13 protein-coding genes, 1 tRNA gene and 1 riboswitch are annotated in these 15,943 nt (G+C 55.1%); of the genes, 6 read left to right on the top strand and 8 right to left on the bottom strand.

The window, feature by feature from the left end:
• Nucleotides 1-146 precede the first annotated feature (146 nt).
• Nucleotides 147-998, bottom strand: a complete 852-nt coding sequence (locus QWJ34_RS03925) for a helix-turn-helix transcriptional regulator (RefSeq protein WP_302725733.1) — start codon at nucleotides 996-998, stop codon at nucleotides 147-149.
• 252 nt (nucleotides 999-1,250) lie between these two features.
• Here QWJ34_RS03925 and fabF point away from each other — a divergent pair, with 252 nt between their 5' ends.
• The 3 genes from fabF to QWJ34_RS03940 all read left to right on the top strand — a co-directional run bounded on the left by fabF (nucleotide 1,251) and on the right by QWJ34_RS03940 (nucleotide 3,823).
• On the top strand, nucleotides 1,251-2,492 hold the full coding sequence (gene fabF, locus QWJ34_RS03930) for a beta-ketoacyl-ACP synthase II (RefSeq protein ID WP_302725734.1): 1,242 nt from the start codon (nucleotides 1,251-1,253) through the stop codon (nucleotides 2,490-2,492).
• Nucleotides 2,493-2,755: 263 nt separating this feature from the next.
• Nucleotides 2,756-3,373, top strand: a complete 618-nt coding sequence (locus QWJ34_RS03935; RefSeq protein ID WP_302725735.1) for a TetR/AcrR family transcriptional regulator — start codon at nucleotides 2,756-2,758, stop codon at nucleotides 3,371-3,373.
• 9 nt (nucleotides 3,374-3,382) lie between these two features.
• Nucleotides 3,383-3,823 (top strand): DoxX family protein, encoded by a 441-nt coding sequence (locus QWJ34_RS03940; protein ID WP_302725736.1) that lies wholly within the window; start codon nucleotides 3,383-3,385, stop codon nucleotides 3,821-3,823.
• An 80-nt stretch (nucleotides 3,824-3,903) separates the two neighbouring features.
• Here QWJ34_RS03940 and QWJ34_RS03945 read toward each other — a convergent pair whose 3' ends face one another.
• Together QWJ34_RS03945 and QWJ34_RS03950 are read right to left on the bottom strand one after the other, a co-directional pair.
• Nucleotides 3,904-5,649, bottom strand: a complete 1,746-nt coding sequence (locus QWJ34_RS03945) for a methyl-accepting chemotaxis protein (protein ID WP_302725737.1) — start codon at nucleotides 5,647-5,649, stop codon at nucleotides 3,904-3,906.
• Nucleotides 5,650-5,652: 3 nt separating this feature from the next.
• The gene (locus QWJ34_RS03950; RefSeq protein WP_302725738.1) at nucleotides 5,653-7,323 is read right to left on the bottom strand and encodes a pyridoxal phosphate-dependent decarboxylase family protein; all 1,671 of its coding nucleotides are present in this window, start codon (nucleotides 7,321-7,323) and stop codon (nucleotides 5,653-5,655) included.
• A gap of 74 nt (nucleotides 7,324-7,397) precedes the next feature.
• Nucleotides 7,398-7,482: riboswitch (cyclic di-GMP riboswitch) on the bottom strand.
• A gap of 345 nt (nucleotides 7,483-7,827) precedes the next feature.
• On the opposite strand from QWJ34_RS03950, the gene QWJ34_RS03955 reads away from it, so the two are divergent.
• Nucleotides 7,828-7,900, top strand: a tRNA-Ala gene (locus QWJ34_RS03955).
• Nucleotides 7,901-7,978: 78 nt separating this feature from the next.
• Here the strand turns inward: QWJ34_RS03955 and QWJ34_RS03960 are convergent.
• Entirely contained in the window at nucleotides 7,979-8,671 is a 693-nt protein-coding gene (locus QWJ34_RS03960) for a phospholipase D-like domain-containing protein (protein WP_302725739.1), read from the bottom strand.
• Nucleotides 8,672-8,843: 172 nt separating this feature from the next.
• Here QWJ34_RS03960 and QWJ34_RS03965 point away from each other — a divergent pair, with 172 nt between their 5' ends.
• Nucleotides 8,844-10,010: a serine hydrolase domain-containing protein gene (locus QWJ34_RS03965; protein ID WP_302725740.1), complete on the top strand. Its 1,167-nt coding sequence runs from the start codon at nucleotides 8,844-8,846 to the stop codon at nucleotides 10,008-10,010.
• A gap of 349 nt (nucleotides 10,011-10,359) precedes the next feature.
• Here QWJ34_RS03965 and QWJ34_RS03970 read toward each other — a convergent pair whose 3' ends face one another.
• Complete coding sequence (locus tag QWJ34_RS03970; RefSeq protein WP_302725741.1) at nucleotides 10,360-11,448, bottom strand: AI-2E family transporter; 1,089 nt, start codon at nucleotides 11,446-11,448, stop codon at nucleotides 10,360-10,362.
• Nucleotides 11,449-11,685: 237 nt separating this feature from the next.
• Between QWJ34_RS03970 and QWJ34_RS03975 the strand changes: the two genes are divergently transcribed.
• Nucleotides 11,686-11,955 carry a DUF6171 family protein gene (locus QWJ34_RS03975; RefSeq protein ID WP_302725742.1) on the top strand — a complete coding sequence of 90 codons (270 nt, stop codon included), beginning with the start codon at nucleotides 11,686-11,688 and terminating at the stop codon, nucleotides 11,953-11,955.
• A gap of 80 nt (nucleotides 11,956-12,035) precedes the next feature.
• Here QWJ34_RS03975 and QWJ34_RS03980 read toward each other — a convergent pair whose 3' ends face one another.
• The 3 genes from QWJ34_RS03980 to nirB all read right to left on the bottom strand — a co-directional run bounded on the left by QWJ34_RS03980 (nucleotide 12,036) and on the right by nirB (nucleotide 15,834).
• Nucleotides 12,036-12,863, bottom strand: a complete 828-nt coding sequence (locus QWJ34_RS03980) for a formate/nitrite transporter family protein (protein WP_302725743.1) — start codon at nucleotides 12,861-12,863, stop codon at nucleotides 12,036-12,038.
• A 61-nt stretch (nucleotides 12,864-12,924) separates the two neighbouring features.
• Nucleotides 12,925-13,269, bottom strand: coding sequence for a nitrite reductase small subunit NirD (gene nirD, locus QWJ34_RS03985; RefSeq protein ID WP_302725744.1), 345 nt, complete (start codon nucleotides 13,267-13,269; stop codon nucleotides 12,925-12,927).
• Between the two features lie 117 nt (nucleotides 13,270-13,386).
• Entirely contained in the window at nucleotides 13,387-15,834 is a 2,448-nt protein-coding gene (gene nirB, locus QWJ34_RS03990; protein ID WP_302725745.1) for a nitrite reductase large subunit NirB, read from the bottom strand.
• Between the last annotated feature and the right edge of the window lie 109 nt (nucleotides 15,835-15,943).

The raw sequence follows: 15,943 nt of genomic DNA on the forward strand, positions 1-15,943 counted from the left end.
ATCTGACTTTGACTTTCTTTGACCTTATTATACCGCAATAAAAACAAGAGTCAATAGTTTTCGGTTATTTTTAGTAAGTTTGTTGGGAAAAGTGGAGTTTGGTGCGCATCGAAAAGGCAGCCGCGGCGGCCGGATGGTCTTGATCGTTAAACTTCTTTACGATTCTCTTCCAGCAAACGCCGCAGTTTGGCTTCGGTCGTCGTATCGGGGGAAGGGGTATATACGCTGCAGCGCAGATCGTCCTGTCCGTACACGCTGAGCGAGGTCAGTTCGTACACCATTTTGCCCGCTTTCGCATGGCGGAATTCCAGGTGGACGTCGGGCGCGTAGCTGACCTGGCCGTTTTCCCACATCGTTTTGAAGTCGGGATGGGCATTCGTCATTTCCTCCAGAAAGCGGTCGTACCATCCGTCGCCGACGTAGCGGCCGTAGTAGGAGCGGAACATCGACAGAAAGCCGCTCGCAAACTGCTCCCAGTTGACCGCCAGCCGGCGGAACTCCCGGCGCGTAAACAGCAGGCGGATCATATTGCGCTCGTCGGCGGATATCCGTTCGAAATCCAGAAACACGCAGCGGGCCGCTTCGTTCCATCCGACGATATTGCACATCCGGTCCGAAACGATCACGGGGCAGCAGGTCAGCTCGGTAATGATTTTTTGCAAAGAAGGGCCGATCCGCAGCGGTTCGGACTCCGGCGTATAAGCGGCGGAACCGCCTTCGAGCGTCAGCGAGTACAGATATTTGCGCTCGTCGGCGTTCATGCGCAGCGCGCTTGCAACGCAGTCCAGCACGGAAGGCGAAGCCTGGATACTGCGGCCCTGTTCGAGCCAGGTATACCAGGTGGTGCTGACGCCTGCGAGCTGCGCGACTTCTTCCCGGCGCAGACCGGGGGTTCGACGCCGCGTTCCGGCGGGGAATCCGACCGATTCCGGAGAGATTTTGGCACGCTGGGTTTTGAGAAACGCGGATAACGCCTGAAGTCTGGGATTGGCATTCATCGGCTGCACGCCTCCAATCGTAGGATTTTCAATCGTTGACTATAGATGATTATAGAAGACAAAGCGAAGACAGGCAGTAATTATACCCGTATAAACGGTAACTTGTAATAGGATAATTTCCATGTCATTATAGCGGTGAATCCGGCGGGCGGCAAGGGACCGAGAACGAAGCGGCGGCGCGCGGCGGAAGCACGGAAGCGAAGATTTGCAGCGGGAACAAAGATCGAACCGCATATAAAGGAGCTGGAGAAATTGGAAAGAGTCGTGATTACCGGGATGGGGATCGTCTCGCCGCTCGGCAATGAAGTAGAGGAGTTCTGGTCGCGGCTGGTCCGGGGAGAATCGGGCATTGCGAAGATCGAATCGTTCGATGCGTCGAAGCACAAAGTCAAAATAGCGGGCGAGGTGCGCGATTTCGATCCCGGTTCTTTGCTTGATGCAAGAGAGCTGCGCCGGCTGGACCGGTTCTGCCAATTCGCGCTTGCCGCGGCGGATCAGGCGGTCCGGCAGGCGGGCATCGACTGGACGGCGGCGGACCGGGAACGAACGGGCGTGTATGTCGGCTCGGGCATCGGCGGCATCCGGACGCTGATGGATCAGGCCGGCGTGCTGGCAAAGCGCGGACCGGAGCGCGTCAGCCCGACGCTGGTGCCGGCGATGATCGCCAATATGGCGGCCGCGCTGATCAGCATCCGTTACGGCACGCTGGGTCCGACGCTCGCGCCCGTTACCGCGTGTTCGATCGGCAATACCGCGATCGGCGAAGCTTTTTACAATATCCAGGCAGGGCGAACCGATCTGATTCTCGCCGGCGGCAGCGAAGCGTCGCTGACCGGTGTGGCGCTGGCGAGCTTCTCGAACGCGACCGCTTTGTCCGCGCGAAACGACGAGCCGCAGAGAGCCAGCCGTCCGTTCGACCGGGAACGCGACGGTTTCGTGATGGCGGAAGGCGCGGGTATTCTCGTGCTGGAGTCGCTGACGCACGCGCTGAACCGGGGAGCGAAGATTCTGGGCGAAGTGATCGGCTACGGGGCGAGCTCGGACGCTTATCATATGGTCGCGACGCCGGAAGACGGCAATGGGGCGGCCCGGGCGATGAGCGCGGCGCTGCGAGAAGCGAATATTGCGCCTGCGGAGATCGACGTGATCAGCGCGCACGCAACCGGTACCGTGATCGGCGATCGTTCGGAAACGGCCGCGATCAAAACGACTTTCGGCGAGGACGCGGCGCGCATCCCCATTACCGCCAACAAGTCCATGACCGGGCATATGCTGGGCGCGTCCGGGGCGGCGGAAGCGATCGCGCTGGTCAAAAGTCTGCAAACGGGCATTGTGCCGCCGACGATCAATCTGGAGCACGCCGACCTCAGGTGCGATCTGGATTACACCCCCAACAAGGCGAGAAAGTTGAATTTGAACATCGGCATCTCGAACTCGTTCGGCTTCGGCGGGCATAACTCGGCGATCGTGCTGCAAAGATATGAACAAAAATGATCCAGACATTAGGGCGTGTCTTCAAACCTGCCAATGTGCACCTTTTGCCGCCTTTTCGTCCTCCGCTGCGTCACTTTCCCTTGACGTGCCCCGGCACGACTGCGAAAAAGTTCCTTGCTGAAAACGAAAATTCGGCCAAATCTGCTTCCATCGAGGTTTGAAAACACGCCCTAAGGCATTCCCATTTTACAAACCGACGGTCTGTTTTTATAATAGATATCGAATAGACTGAAGTTTACATTCGGTGAAGCGGAGGGATGCTTATGAAGCAGGAAGAACGCAGGCAGCACAGTACGGCGTTGCTATTGGACACGGTTAAGCAGCTTGTGCGGGAAAAAGGCTGCGCCGCCGTGACGATGAAAGATATTATGGAGCAATCGGGTTTGTCGAAAGGCGCGATTTTTCATTATGTCAAAAGCAAAGACGAATTATTTGTACAGGTGCTGCAGGAGCGGCTTGAAGACACCAACGTCCGTTTTCGAAACGAAGTGCAGCAAAGCGGGACGTCTTTTGCCGAACCGATGCGGCGGATTTCGGACAGTATCGCTTCGTATGCGGATGCGGAAGACGTGACCAACCGCATTTTGCTGTATTTGCTAGGCAGGGAAGACCAACCGGTCGCGGCTCAAGCGTTAAAAGAATACTATGAGCGCACGTTGGAGTTATCGGCGGAATGGATACGAATCGGCCAACGGCACGGCGCCATCGCCGAGACCGTCGACGCGGCCCGCACGGCGGATATGTTCGTGCTGCTGACGATGGGCCTTCGCGTACGATCTTCGATTCCGGGGACGACTGAACGTTTCTCGGCTTCGCATTTTTCCGAGTGGATCGCTCAGATGCTTCAGCCTCAGGGACGGAACGACTCAGTGAAGGAGTGAGTGAACGCAATGGTTCCTTTTTACGCGTTGATCGGCTCGTTTTTGCTGTTTGCCGGTCTCGGCTTTCTCGGTATCGACTATTTTCAAAGCTGGCGGACTTCGCTTCAAGCTGCGGTTGCAATCATGCTGCTGTTGGGAGCGTCCGCGCATTGGGGGAGCAAAAAAGAGGATCTGATCCGTATGGTGCCGCCTGCTTTTCCGAAACCGGCAACGATCGTGACTGTCACGGGCGTGCTTGAACTTCTTGGCGCAATCGGGATTCTGGTTCCGGCCACGTCCAAAGCTGCTTCGATCGGCCTGGCGCTGCTGTTGTCGGCGATGTTTCCGGCGAACGTGTTCGCGGCCCGAAACCGATTGACGATCGGAGGCAAAGCCGTACCCGGTTTGTTTGCGCGAACGGCGATCCAGCTTGTTTTTATCGCGGCGGTGCTGCTGGCAGGATGGGGTTGAACGCGTGTTTCGCAGCAGGCACAAAAAAGAAGGAGATCGACAGGCGTCGATCTCCTTCTGCATATGGACTTACCGAACAATCAGGATACTTTGAAATATTGAACGGAAGCTTGAAGCTCGTCCGCCATTTGGGACAAGCTGCGGATCGCGCCCGCGATTTCCTGTATCGTAGCGCTTTGTTCTTCGATCGCCGCGCCCACTTCTTGATAGCCGGCCGATTGTTCTTCGGTAATGCCGGATATTTTTTGCATGGAATCCGTGATCAATTCGAACGAACGGTCCGTTTTATCGAGCGAGCTTTTCAGATGGCCGATTTGGGAAGAGAAAGACGAAACGCCGTCGAAAATGGTTTTGAAATTATCGGACATTTTGTTGATCCATTCCTGGCCCTGCTCGACGGCTTGGCTGCCTTGCTCGATGCTGGTCAGCACCGATTGGCTGTCCTGCTGCGTGCTGTTGATCAATCCGGTAATGGATTTGGCCGCGTTGGACGATTGTTCGGCGAGCTTTTTCACTTCTCCGGCGACGACCGCGAAGCCTTTGCCGTGTTCGCCCACATGGGCGGCTTCGATCGAAGCGTTCAGCGCAAGCAGATTGGTTTGCGTCGCAATATGCGTGATGACCGTAATAAAATTGCTGATTTCTTTGGAGCGCGAATCCAGTTGGACAGCGGCTTCCTGCGATTGCTTCATTTCCTGTTGGATCACGTTCATTTGGTTGAGCGTTTTTTCGACCAATAGCTGGCCGTCCTGCGAATAAGAGCTGACTTCAAGCGCCATTTGCTGCATGCCGGTCACTTCGTTGGTGACATTGGCCAGCTCTTCGTTCACTTCGACGATCGAAGAGGTGCTGTCCGTGATCGAAACGACCACTTCCGATACGCCTTCGTTGACGCTGTTCATGGACAGCGCAACCTGATGCGAGCTGGCTCCCATTTCGTTGGAAGCTTGATGGATATTGCCGGCAGTCGTCGAAAAAACAGTCGAAGAATTCGAGATTTGATGAATCAGGCTTTCCAGGTTGCCGCGCATCGCGTTGAACGAATTGGCCAGCGTGCCAAGCTCGTCTTCGCGCTTCAGCACGAATTCTTCGGTCAGATCGCCTTCGGCGACTTTTTTCGTAGCGCGTACGAGCTTGTTGATCGGACGGGTCAGGCTGCGGCTGAGCAGGAAAGCGACGGTAACGCCGATCACGATGACCGCGCCCACGATGACGACCGTGAACCAGAAGATAAACGTCTGCGTGGCCGGAATCACGCTGGCGTCGATATCGATGCCGGCGATGCCGAACGGATTGCCGCTGCTGTCCTTCAAAGGAAGGAACACCGATTTGTGGATGCCGTATTCGTCTTTGTAGATCGAGCTGTACGTCATCTTCTGAGAAGAGATCGCTTCTTTCATTTCATCCGAAAACGCATACTCCGTGCCGTAATCGTCATCCACGCCGGTCAGGATCACGAGTTGTTCTTTGCCGGTGCTGTTGCTGAGGATATAGACATTTTCCAGCGTATCGGTGACGAGCACGTCTTCGAGTTCCGCTTTGATTTTTTTGTACGCTTCATTGTTCAGACCGTCGATATCCGCCGGGTTTTCCGGAATGGAAGTCAGATACGTATCGATGGATTGAATGCTGCTTGCCAGTCTGAGATCGAACTGACCTTCCAGTTCGCTCGTCAACCGATTGCTGATCCGGGACTCCGTGATCGAAAAAGCGGTACAGGTGAAAACGATCAACAACACGATCGAAGAGATCATTTTTGCGGAGATATGGTTTTTGTACCAACCCCATACTGATTTTTTGGTTTGCTCAGGCGTATTCTTGGACACGTGTTACCCTCCGATTGGCTGCAAAGCATCTGCATAGGAATAAAATACGCTATCGATGTTTTGCTTGAGATAAGCGACGATTTCCGGGATGTGCGAGACTTGGGTATACGGCGAAATCACAAACAGTTTTGCGGCGTACAGCGTTGTATCCCGGTTGTCGGTTGTCGGCACGACCAGATGTTTTTTCGTATCGCCGAAGAACATGCGGTCGCGATTTTGACCCAGCACTTCGAACAACTGCGCGTTCAACTCGTTGGCGCGTTCGATCTCGGCATGCGAGCACAGACCGGACAATTCGGCTTCGAAAAGGTTTTGCTTGTCCGGGTAGAGGCGGAACAGGGTCATGATCGCCGGATTTTGGTCGTTGACGATGACCGCTTCAGGCACTTCGCGGCGCAGCGTCTCGCGGAATTCCAAATTGACTTCCACGAATTGCGCCAGCAGACGTTGGTAACCGGTGACGCCGAAAGCGAGCAGCGCGCTGTAGATGCTGATCGAGCTTGCCATGCGCGAGCATTCGAGCGTATAGCCGGTATGGTAATCGCCGTAGCCGCGGTGTCCGACGTAAGGCGTTTCTTCTTCCGCCAGATCGACAAGCTGAAGATCGGCCGCGTTTTTCACCAGGAACAGACTGGTCGAATACGGCGTCTGCCCCAGCTTTTGAAAATCGAAGCAAAGCGTGTCGGCCAACGACAGATGCTGCATCCGATTGTTGATTTGCCGCAATGCGTCCAGCACCGGAGCCGAGAATTCAAGCGGGTTGCCGGCGAAATCGTACTGGCGGAAAAAGGCGAAGAAGCCGCCGAGTGCGGAGTCGGCATGGATATGCGGCCGCCGCATACCGTGCCCAGCCGCGACTTCCTCCGCCGTTTGTTTGATGAGTTGAACATTGTCGATGCCCATTGCATCCGTGGTTCCCGTAGTCGCAACGATATATACCGGGATGCCGCCGTCCGAAATGACCTGCTCCATTTTGAGGCGCAAATCTTCGGTATCCATAGAACTATCTGTAAGGGTGCGCACTTTGATAAGATGGTCGCTGCCTAACCCTGTCGCTTCCATCGATTTGAACAGGCTGTAGTGAGCCGATTCCGAGCAGAACGTGTACAGATTCCGCGGAACGCCTTTGCGCGGAGCATCGGGCGCGAATTTGGCGATCGCCAATCTCAGTCCCGTGAAAATCGCGCCCTGGCCGCCCCAGGTCGTGTAACCGCCGCTCAACTGCGGATCGTATCCGACCAGCCTGGACATCATGCTGATGACTCTGACTTCCGCTTCGGCGCCCGCAGGACCGTAGACGTCCCAAAGGTTGTTGCCGTTCACCAGAAACGCCGTAATCATGCCCAAAATGCCCGGCGTGCTCGCCATCGGCAAAATATTGGTCAAAAAATATTTGGAATGGTAAGGGTGGTTGTGCAGCAATTTTAGCAGCTGCTCGTTGACTTCTTTTTGATCGGTGCTGTTGTTGGGAATGACGCTTTTTTGGATCAGATCCGTATAAAAGGATTTCGAACGTTCTTTTTCGCCAAGCAGATTGACACCGTCGGGATTTTTCAAATCGTCGACGCCGGTAATCAATTGCTCGATCAGCTGCATGAATTGCTGACGTTCTTTTGTGTTGCCGTCTTCGCTTGGAAAAAAGTCTTGTACGGAATTTTCTTTGTAAGTAGACACGGATGTGTTCTCCCCAATCCTGTAATATAAAAAAGGCGATAATAGGTACAAATACCCATATTTCGCCGATTGTCGAATGCAACTGGCTGACCTATCCGAACGGATTTAGTCCCTATAGCTTTGCGTCCTTATTTTTCAATAAGTTTGCTAAAATATGAAATTTTTATTGCAATATTTATTTGACTAAAGTGAACAAATTCGATTGTACAGCCAAATAGCATTATAGTACACCGATATGAAAGTGGCAATGAAAATTTACATGCTATGTCAATTCATTATCGGTAAGTCCTATCTCAAAAAAAGTTATTAGGTCTTTTTATCTAGTTTTATAGTCATAGCACTAAGAAAAATAAATTTTTTCGACATATATTGTCGAATGCGCTAAAAGCATACCCTTTTTTGTCGTAATTTTTGGCTTATTTATTTAGCTTTTTCTCTAAAAAAATAATATTGACCTGATAAATTGCTTGTGGTATATTATTTCTTGTGAGAAAAACATGATATGGGGCCTTAGCTCAGCTGGGAGAGCGCATCGCTGGCAGCGATGAGGTCAGGGGTTCGATCCCCCTAGGCTCCATTTGAGAAGTACGACAAAAACTCCGGTGAGGAATTTTCCTCCCGGAGTTTTTTTGTGTTTGATTTTTTTTCTGAAAGTTCAAGACTCCGCTTCCCACTCCGCAAAGTTCTCCGTATCGTTCCACATCCCGTCGAACACGTCCGTCCAGTCTTTCGCCACGGAAGCATCGTGGATTGCGACCAGTACTTCGTCGTTTTCTTCGCTCGAAGCGTCGGTATAGTTGAACGAGCCGACGGTGACGGTGGAGGTGTCCGCGATGCTGATCTTTTCGTGCATTTTGCCGTCGTGCGTGTTGATCTTGATCTGCGCGCCGGCGTCCTTGAGGGTTTGCAGCAGCTTGCCCTGCGAGCCTTTTTCGGCTTTGCTTTTCTCGGTCAGAATCCGCACCTCGACGCCGCGGTCCAGCGCCCGGACCATCTTGTCGGCAAGCGTCTGGCTGTCGAGATTGTAGATCGCGATATCCAGCGTCCGCTGCGCGCCGTCGATCACGCTCGAAGCCAGCTGCGCCGGATCTTCGCTGCGTTCGGTGAACGCGTATTCGATCTTCGTGCTTCCGTCCGCTGCGTTCCCGCCCGCCGCTTCGGATACCGCCGCCGGCGCCGAAGCCGCCGGAACGGCGGTATCGCTGCATCCCGCAAGCAGAAGCGCGAGCGCCAGGCCCGCGGCCGGCAGCAGCGCAGCCGTTCCGGCTCGTTTATGAGGGCGCTGCGAAAAGTTATCGCGTTTGACAAGATTGTCGTTAGGGAAGCCGCGTATTTCTTTTTCGCTCATACTTATTCATCTCCGTTTCGATTCTTATTGTAGAAACTCCGTTTGAATTTTCCGTGAACGACCCGGCATATGCAGCATGTGCGCGAAGGAAAGCTGGCGAAACCGTTTTAATTCTGGCAAAATGAAGAGCGAAGAGCGCATGCGAGTATAAAGAAAAGAAGAGGCGATAACCATGGCAAGATTCGACGATTTATCCGCGCTGCTGGAGTCCTTTACCGAACAGGGTCCCGCCGGCTGCGCCTGCATGATCGCCAGGGACGGCGAGATCGTATACGAGGGTTATTTCGGCCGGGCCAATCGGGAAAAAGGGATTGCGGTCGGACCCGATACCGTGTTCCGGCTGTACTCGATGACGAAAGTAATCGTCTGTACGGCGGCCATGATCTTGTTCGAGCGCGGCAAATTCCTGCTGAACGAACCGCTGCATCGTTATCTGCCGGAATTCAAAGAAACGAAGAAGCTCATGATCGAGCCTAGCGGCTACGTTCATGTGGTGCCGACCGAGAATCCGGTCCTGATCCGTCACGCATTCGGCATGACGACCGGGCATCCGTATCCGTTCGGCGAATCGCTGTCGGCGCGCGAGATCCGGCGGCTGCGCGGAGAATTGGACGACAAGACCGGCGGCCGCTACAGTCTGCGCGACGAGATCCGCGCGACGGCGCAGGCTCCGGTGCTGTTCGAGCCGGGCACGCGCTGGCTGTACGGGTACGGCCACGATCTGGTCGCGGGACTGGTCGAAGAAATCTCCGGCAAAAGTATCGGGCAGTTTCTCCACGACGAAATCTTCGGTCCGCTGGGCATGAAGGATACGGGCTACCGCTACAAAGGCGATATCGAGCAGCGCATGGCGGTCATGTACGAGCGGGCCGAAGACGGAACGCTGAGCCCGGCTCCGGAAGTCATGGACCGGTTCCATAAAGCGGATGCGCTGCTGGAATCGGGCGGACAGGGGCTTTACGGCACAACGAGCGATTATTTGAAATTCGCGAGTATGCTGGCGGCCGGCGGAACGTTGGACGGTACGCGCATTCTGGGCCGCAGCACGATCGACCTGATGCGGACCGATCATCTGGGCGCGGAGCAGCTGTCCGACTTCACCAATTCGTATTCCGCCGGCTACGGCTACGGCCTCGGCGTACGGACGCTGATCGACCGCGCGGCGGGCGGCAGCAACAGCCCGCTGGGCGAGTTCGGCTGGACCGGCATGGCCGGCACCTGGACGTCGATCTCCCCGGAAACGAACACGGCGATCGTGTACATGCACCAGATGCTGCCGAATATGGAGGAGCACTATCATCTGCGCGTGCGGGCGGCCGCTTACGGCGCGCTGGACTGAATCCTTTTTCGGGTATCTCCATCTAAAAAAAGGAACGGCCGGCCGCGCAATTCGCGATTCTTTTAGCTGATGTTCATCGGCGTTTCAGGCTCGTTTCAGGTTCGGGGATTAAGATACAGTCATCCCCTCTTAATCATAGAGTTTGACCCCGGCGGAGCCAACCCGCCGGGGTCCTTTTTTGCGCAAACTTCGAAATTTAAGCGGATCTTTAAGCGGCAATCAGGTTGGTTTAAGCTTTCTCCATTATGATACACACATACCCCTCTTGAACATACAGTTAAACCCCGGCGGAGCCAACCCGCCGGGGTCTTTTTTTGCTTGCTGTCGAATATTCGCGATCGAGGAGCCGTTACTGCACCGAAGGAGGCATGATCGGCGGTTCGTCTTTTTTCGTTTTGGCGGTTTTGCCGCCCGGAGCGACCGGCACTTCCAGAATATCGAGCAGGAAGATGAAGATCGGCACGCCGACAATCAATCCCCAGACACCGAAGAAGTGCTCGCCGAGCATCAGGATCAGGAAAGTGAAAAAGATCGGCAGATGCGTTTTGTTCGACATGAATTTCGGATTGAGAATGTACGATTCGATCGCGTGCAGCACGACGATCATGATCAGGATATAGATAATCATTTTAGCGCCGCCGATATTGAACGCAATCGCGCACAGCGGGACGAGCGATACCACGACGCCCATCACCGGCACCAGGCCGAGCAGGAAGATCATCAGCCACAGCGCGAACAAATTCGGGAAGCCGAGAATCCACAAGAAAATCACGGACAGCAGCGAGTTGGTGAGCGAGATCATAAACTGCACTTCGATCACTTTGCCGAACGACAGTACGAATTTGCGGCCGAAGTATTCCAGTTCCGTGAAGAAGTAAGCGGCTTTGCTGTAGCGGAACTTGGACATGAACGACGAGACTCTTTCTTTTTCCAGATTGAAGAATAAACTCAGGACAAAAGCGATCAGCAGGTTGAGACTCCATTTGCCGATATCGCTCAGCGTATGCAGCAGGAAATCGAATCCGCCTTCGACGTAGCTGGCGATATCGAAGTCTTTGAGCGATTCGGTCAGGTACTGGGTAAAAGCGTTGTCCGGCAGCGCGATGCTGTTCGGATTGTTGTAGAACGACACGACCTGGTTGACGAGCTGCTGGATCTCCACGATAAAGATCGGCAGATAGCGGTAAATGCCAAAGCCGAGCCCGATCACCAGCAGAGCGTAAATAAGGACGACGACGAATTTGGAATTCAGTTTGACAAAGCGCTTGGTGCCTTTGATGATCGAGTTATGCAGCCGGTTCATGAGATAGGTCAGGATGAACGTGATAAGCAGCATGTCCAGAATACTCCGGAGGGAAAACAGCAGGATAACGGCGAGGATCAGCGCCAGCGCTCTGCGAATTCCGGGCATTTGGAAAAAGTCTCTGAGGGCATTCATGAAATTGCGGTTCTCTCCTTTGGATCGAATTTGTTCCCGCGGACGGGGAATTCTTATACTCTTAGTTTAGGGGCAGAAGCCGTTCAAAAGCAAGCAGCGAAAAGGGAAGAAACAGCAGCGCCGGCAGAAAAAAAGAAACCTGTTGACGATCGGGGTTCGCTTGTCTTTATAATGAATAAGAAAGAAGTTAATGATTCGTAAATAAACGACTTTAAAAACCGTAAAGGAGGAAAGGGTTTGAATAATCCGATGTGCCGAAGCTGCGGAGACGAGTTTGCGGTCAATGAGCGGCAGATGGAACGGCTGCTGGCTTCGCCGGCGTTCGCGCCCGAGCTTAGAGTGCCGGAGGAGCACTACGAAGAAAGACTCGAAGCGTGCCGCGAATGTCCCAAGTTCCAGGGCGGCACGACCTGTATGCTCTGCGGCTGCCTCGTTCCGGTTATCGCCCATTTGAAAAGTAAAAACTGTCCGTACCCCGGCGGCAGCCGGTGGGCGGTCGAAGCGTAAAAGCGGGAGGCGGCAAAAAGCAAGCAAAAAAGGATCGCCGGCGTTATGCGGCGATCCTTTTCTATGGAAGAAGATAACACTTACGAAGCGGAGCGTGTTTCCTGCGGCGTCTGAGGCTGTGCTTCTTCCGACGACTTGCGCACCGGGGAAACGAAGAAGTACGCCGCGGCCACGAACAATCCGCCGCCGACGATATTGCCGAGCGTAACCGGAATCATATTGTGCAGCCAGCCGGCCAGCGTGATCGTCGCCGGGTGGCCCGGCAGCAGCAGCGCCGTGCTGAGCAGCGTCATATTGGCGACGCTGTGCTCGTAACCGCTGGCGATAAAGGCGAACAAACACCACCAGATCAGCATGATTTTCGCGGCGTCGTTGGTTGTGCGGCTGGACATCCAGATCGCCAGGCACACCAGCCAGTTACACAGGATGCCGCGGAAGAACAGTTCCATAACCGGCAGGCTCATCTTTTTGGCGGCTGCGGCGAAGATCAGATGTTCCGGCGCGATACCTTTGAACAGCCCCGTGCCGAGTACGAGCAGGCTGAGCACGACGGCTCCAGCCAGATTGCCCAGGAAGACCAGCGTCCAGTTCCGGCCGAGGTCGCCTATGGAAGTGCGGCGGGCCAGAGTAGAAGCGGTGAAGAACATATTGTTGCCGGTAAACAGTTCCGAACCGGCAAAGATGACCAGCGTGAGGGCGATGCCGAACGACGCGCCCATCACCAGCGGCTGGAACGGAGACTTGATCGCGGCGAGCGGAGCGCCGAGCGTGAAGATCAGGATAATCCCGAGTCCGACAAAGGCCCCGGCCAGCATCGCGCTGACGAAGTAACGAAGCGGATGTTGGTTCATGAAGTCTCTTTTTTTGACTGCCGATTCTACAATGGACTGCACACTTTCAGTGAACATAGGGTTGGCCTCCTGGCGAGCGGATAGGTGAAGCGGATGAGATCTGCTTTGAAAAAAGTTGCTACTTCGTGAACAGAATCACTTGATTGTCCGCGACTTCTACCCGGAACGTGCGAACCTCGCCGGTATCCGGTTCCTGTACCAGGCCGGTCTTGAGGTCGATTTTCCAATCGTACAGCGGATCGTAAATATAATGCCCGGATACGATCGCTTCGGCCAGCGGGCCGCCTTTCGGATGCGGGTTCAGGTTTTCCACGGCATAGAATTCATCGTCCGATGTGCGGAATACGGCGATTTCGGCTGCTTCGATCAAGAACACGCGTCCGATGCGGCTCGGGAAGCTGTCTGTGCTGTCGAGCGCGATGCGTTCGGCGGCGGCAATAGGGTTGGTTTGTTGGGTGGTCATGTCAGAACTCCTCTCGTAGATCGGGAATGCGGTCCGGCCCCGGCTTCCGGAAGAAGCCGGCGCCCGAACCGGATATTGGGTATCTTACCGGCCGAAACCGTTTGTTCTTGTTTGCGATTAAGCCTGCGGCACAGCCGGCTGGGCCGTTTCGAACAATTCACTGCGCGTTTTCTTGTCGTTCAGCACTTGTTTCCAAGGATCTTCGACGAAAGTCAGGGCGTGTTCGATGCTTGCCACCAGCGCGCGGCGCGATTCTTCGTTCTCGACCGTTCTGCTGCGGATCTCGTCCAGGCCGATGCGTTCCACCCATTCCGAAGTGCGTTCCAGGTAGTTGCCGGTCTCGCGGTAGTACTGCATCACGGCGGCGATCGTATCGGTCAGTTCCTGATCGGTTTTCACTTTGCAGAGCGAATCGGCCAGTCTGGCTTTGATCCCGCCGTTGCCGCCGACGAAGATTTCCCAGCCGCCGTCGTTGCCGACGATACCGATATCTTTCGTGCACGATTCCGCGCAGTTCCGCGGGCAGCCGTTGACCGCCATTTTGAACTTGGCCGGGAAGTCGAGGCGTTCGAACTTGCGTTCCAGCATCGCGCCGACGCCCATCGAATCCTGGGTGCCGAAGCGGCAGTACTGGTTGCCGACGCAGGTCTTGACGGTGCGCAGCGATTTGGCGTACGCATAACCCGAAGGCATATCGAGCTCTTCCCAGACTTTCGGCAGGTCTTCCTTCTGCACGCCGATCAGGTCGAGACGCTGCCCGCCGGTGACTTTAACGGCTTTGACATTGTATTTGACCGAGACGTCGGCGATTTTCTTCAGATCTTCCGGAGTCGTTACGCCGCCGTACATTCTCGGCACGACCGTGTAACTTCCGTCTTTTTGAATATTGGCGTTCATGCGTTCGTTGACGAATCGCGATTCTTTCTCGTCTTTGTGTTCGCCCGGATAGATCACGCCCAGGTAATAGTTGACGGCCGGGCGGCATTTCGAGCAGCCTTCCGGATTGTGCCATTCCAGCACGTTCATGACTTCTTTGGTCGTCCGCAGCCCTTTTTCCTTGATGCCGGCCACGATCTCCTGACGGCTGAGCGGGGTGCAGGCGCAGATGCCGGTTTTGACCGTTTTCTTGAAGCCGTCGCCGAGTACAAAGCTCAGGATTTGTTCGACGACCGGTTTGCAGCCGCCGCACGAGCCGGTCGCTCCGGTGCACGCTTTGATTTCGTCGACCGTCGTGAGTCCTTTTTCGGTGATGACGTCGACGATGACTTTTTTGGTAACGCCTTTGCAGCCGCAGACGATTTCGTCGTCGGCCATTTTTTCCACGGCCGCCGTTTTCGATTTGCCGCCTCCGCAGCAGCCCGAACCCGTGCCCATCAGGTCGCCGTAGATTTCGTCGTTCATTTCCGTGCCTTCGCGAACGTATTTTTGCAGCGAAGCCGATTCGGTGACGTCGCCGAACAGGACGGCGCCCACGATCCTGCCGTTATCCAGCAGCACTTTCTTGTAGGTGCGTTTCCATTCGTCTTTGGCCGAGATGACCGTATGCTGCGGTCCTTCGATGAATTCGCCGGCCGAGAATACGTCCACGCCGGAGATTTTCAGCTTGGTCGAAGTAATCGATCCGGCGTAGCCGGCCGTTTCCGCGCCGCTGATATGTTTGGCCAGGATATTGCCCTGTTCGAACAGCGGAGCGACCAGACCGTAGCAGATCCCGCGGTGTTCGGCGCATTCGCCGACCGAGTACACGTCCGGCGCCGAAGTGCGCATGAAGTCGTCGACCAGGATGCCCCGGTTGGTCTGTATGCCGCTGACTTCGCCGAGCTGTTTGTTCGGACGGATACCGACCGCCATCACCACGAATTCGGCGTCCAGTTCTTCGCCGTCGGTAAAGACGAGCTTGCGCACGCGGTGGTCGCCCTGCATTTCGGCGGTCGATTTGCCCATGGCGAATTTGATGCCCTGGCGTTCCAGTTCGGTCTTGAGCATCGCCGAAGCCTGGCGGTCGAGCTGGCGCTCCATCAGGTCTTCCATCAAGTGCACGACCGTGACGTCCATGCCCAGTCCGACCAGGCCTTTGGCCGCTTCGAGGCCGAGCAGCCCGCCGCCGATCACGGCCGCCGTTTTGTATTCTTTTGCCGCGTCCAGCATTTGGTTGCAGTCCGCGATATCGCGGAAGCCGACAACGCCTTCGCGGTCGCTGCCCGGGATCGGGAGCATCAGCGAGTTCGAACCGGTGGCGATCAGCAGTTTATCGTAGCTTTGCGTATGTCCGCCGTCGGTGATTACCGCTTTATTTTCCGTATCGATCCGGGTCACTGTCACGCCGGTGTGCAGCGTAATGCCGTTTTCTTCGTACCAGCTCCAGTCGTTGATGACGATATCGTCGATCGTCTTGCTGCCTTCGAGCACGTAGGAGAGCATGATGCGGTTGTAGTTGGGATGCGGCTCGCTGCCGAAAACGGTAATTTCGAACCGGTCGGTGAGCTTGAGGATTTGTTCCAATGTATTGATGCCGGCCATGCCGTTGCCGATGACGACGAGTTTTTCTTTGGCTGGAGTGTTCATAAAAGTGCGCCTCCTTGGCGGTTAAGTGCGAATGGTGGGAAAAGAATGTGCGTTTCTTCACAAGTTAACATTCAGGAAAGGACGGGCCGGAGAAAGCCGGTAAGCCGCC

It is taken from the genome of Saccharibacillus sp. CPCC 101409, from assembly GCF_030518235.1.
Classification (GTDB): Bacteria; Bacillota; Bacilli; order Paenibacillales; family Paenibacillaceae; genus Saccharibacillus.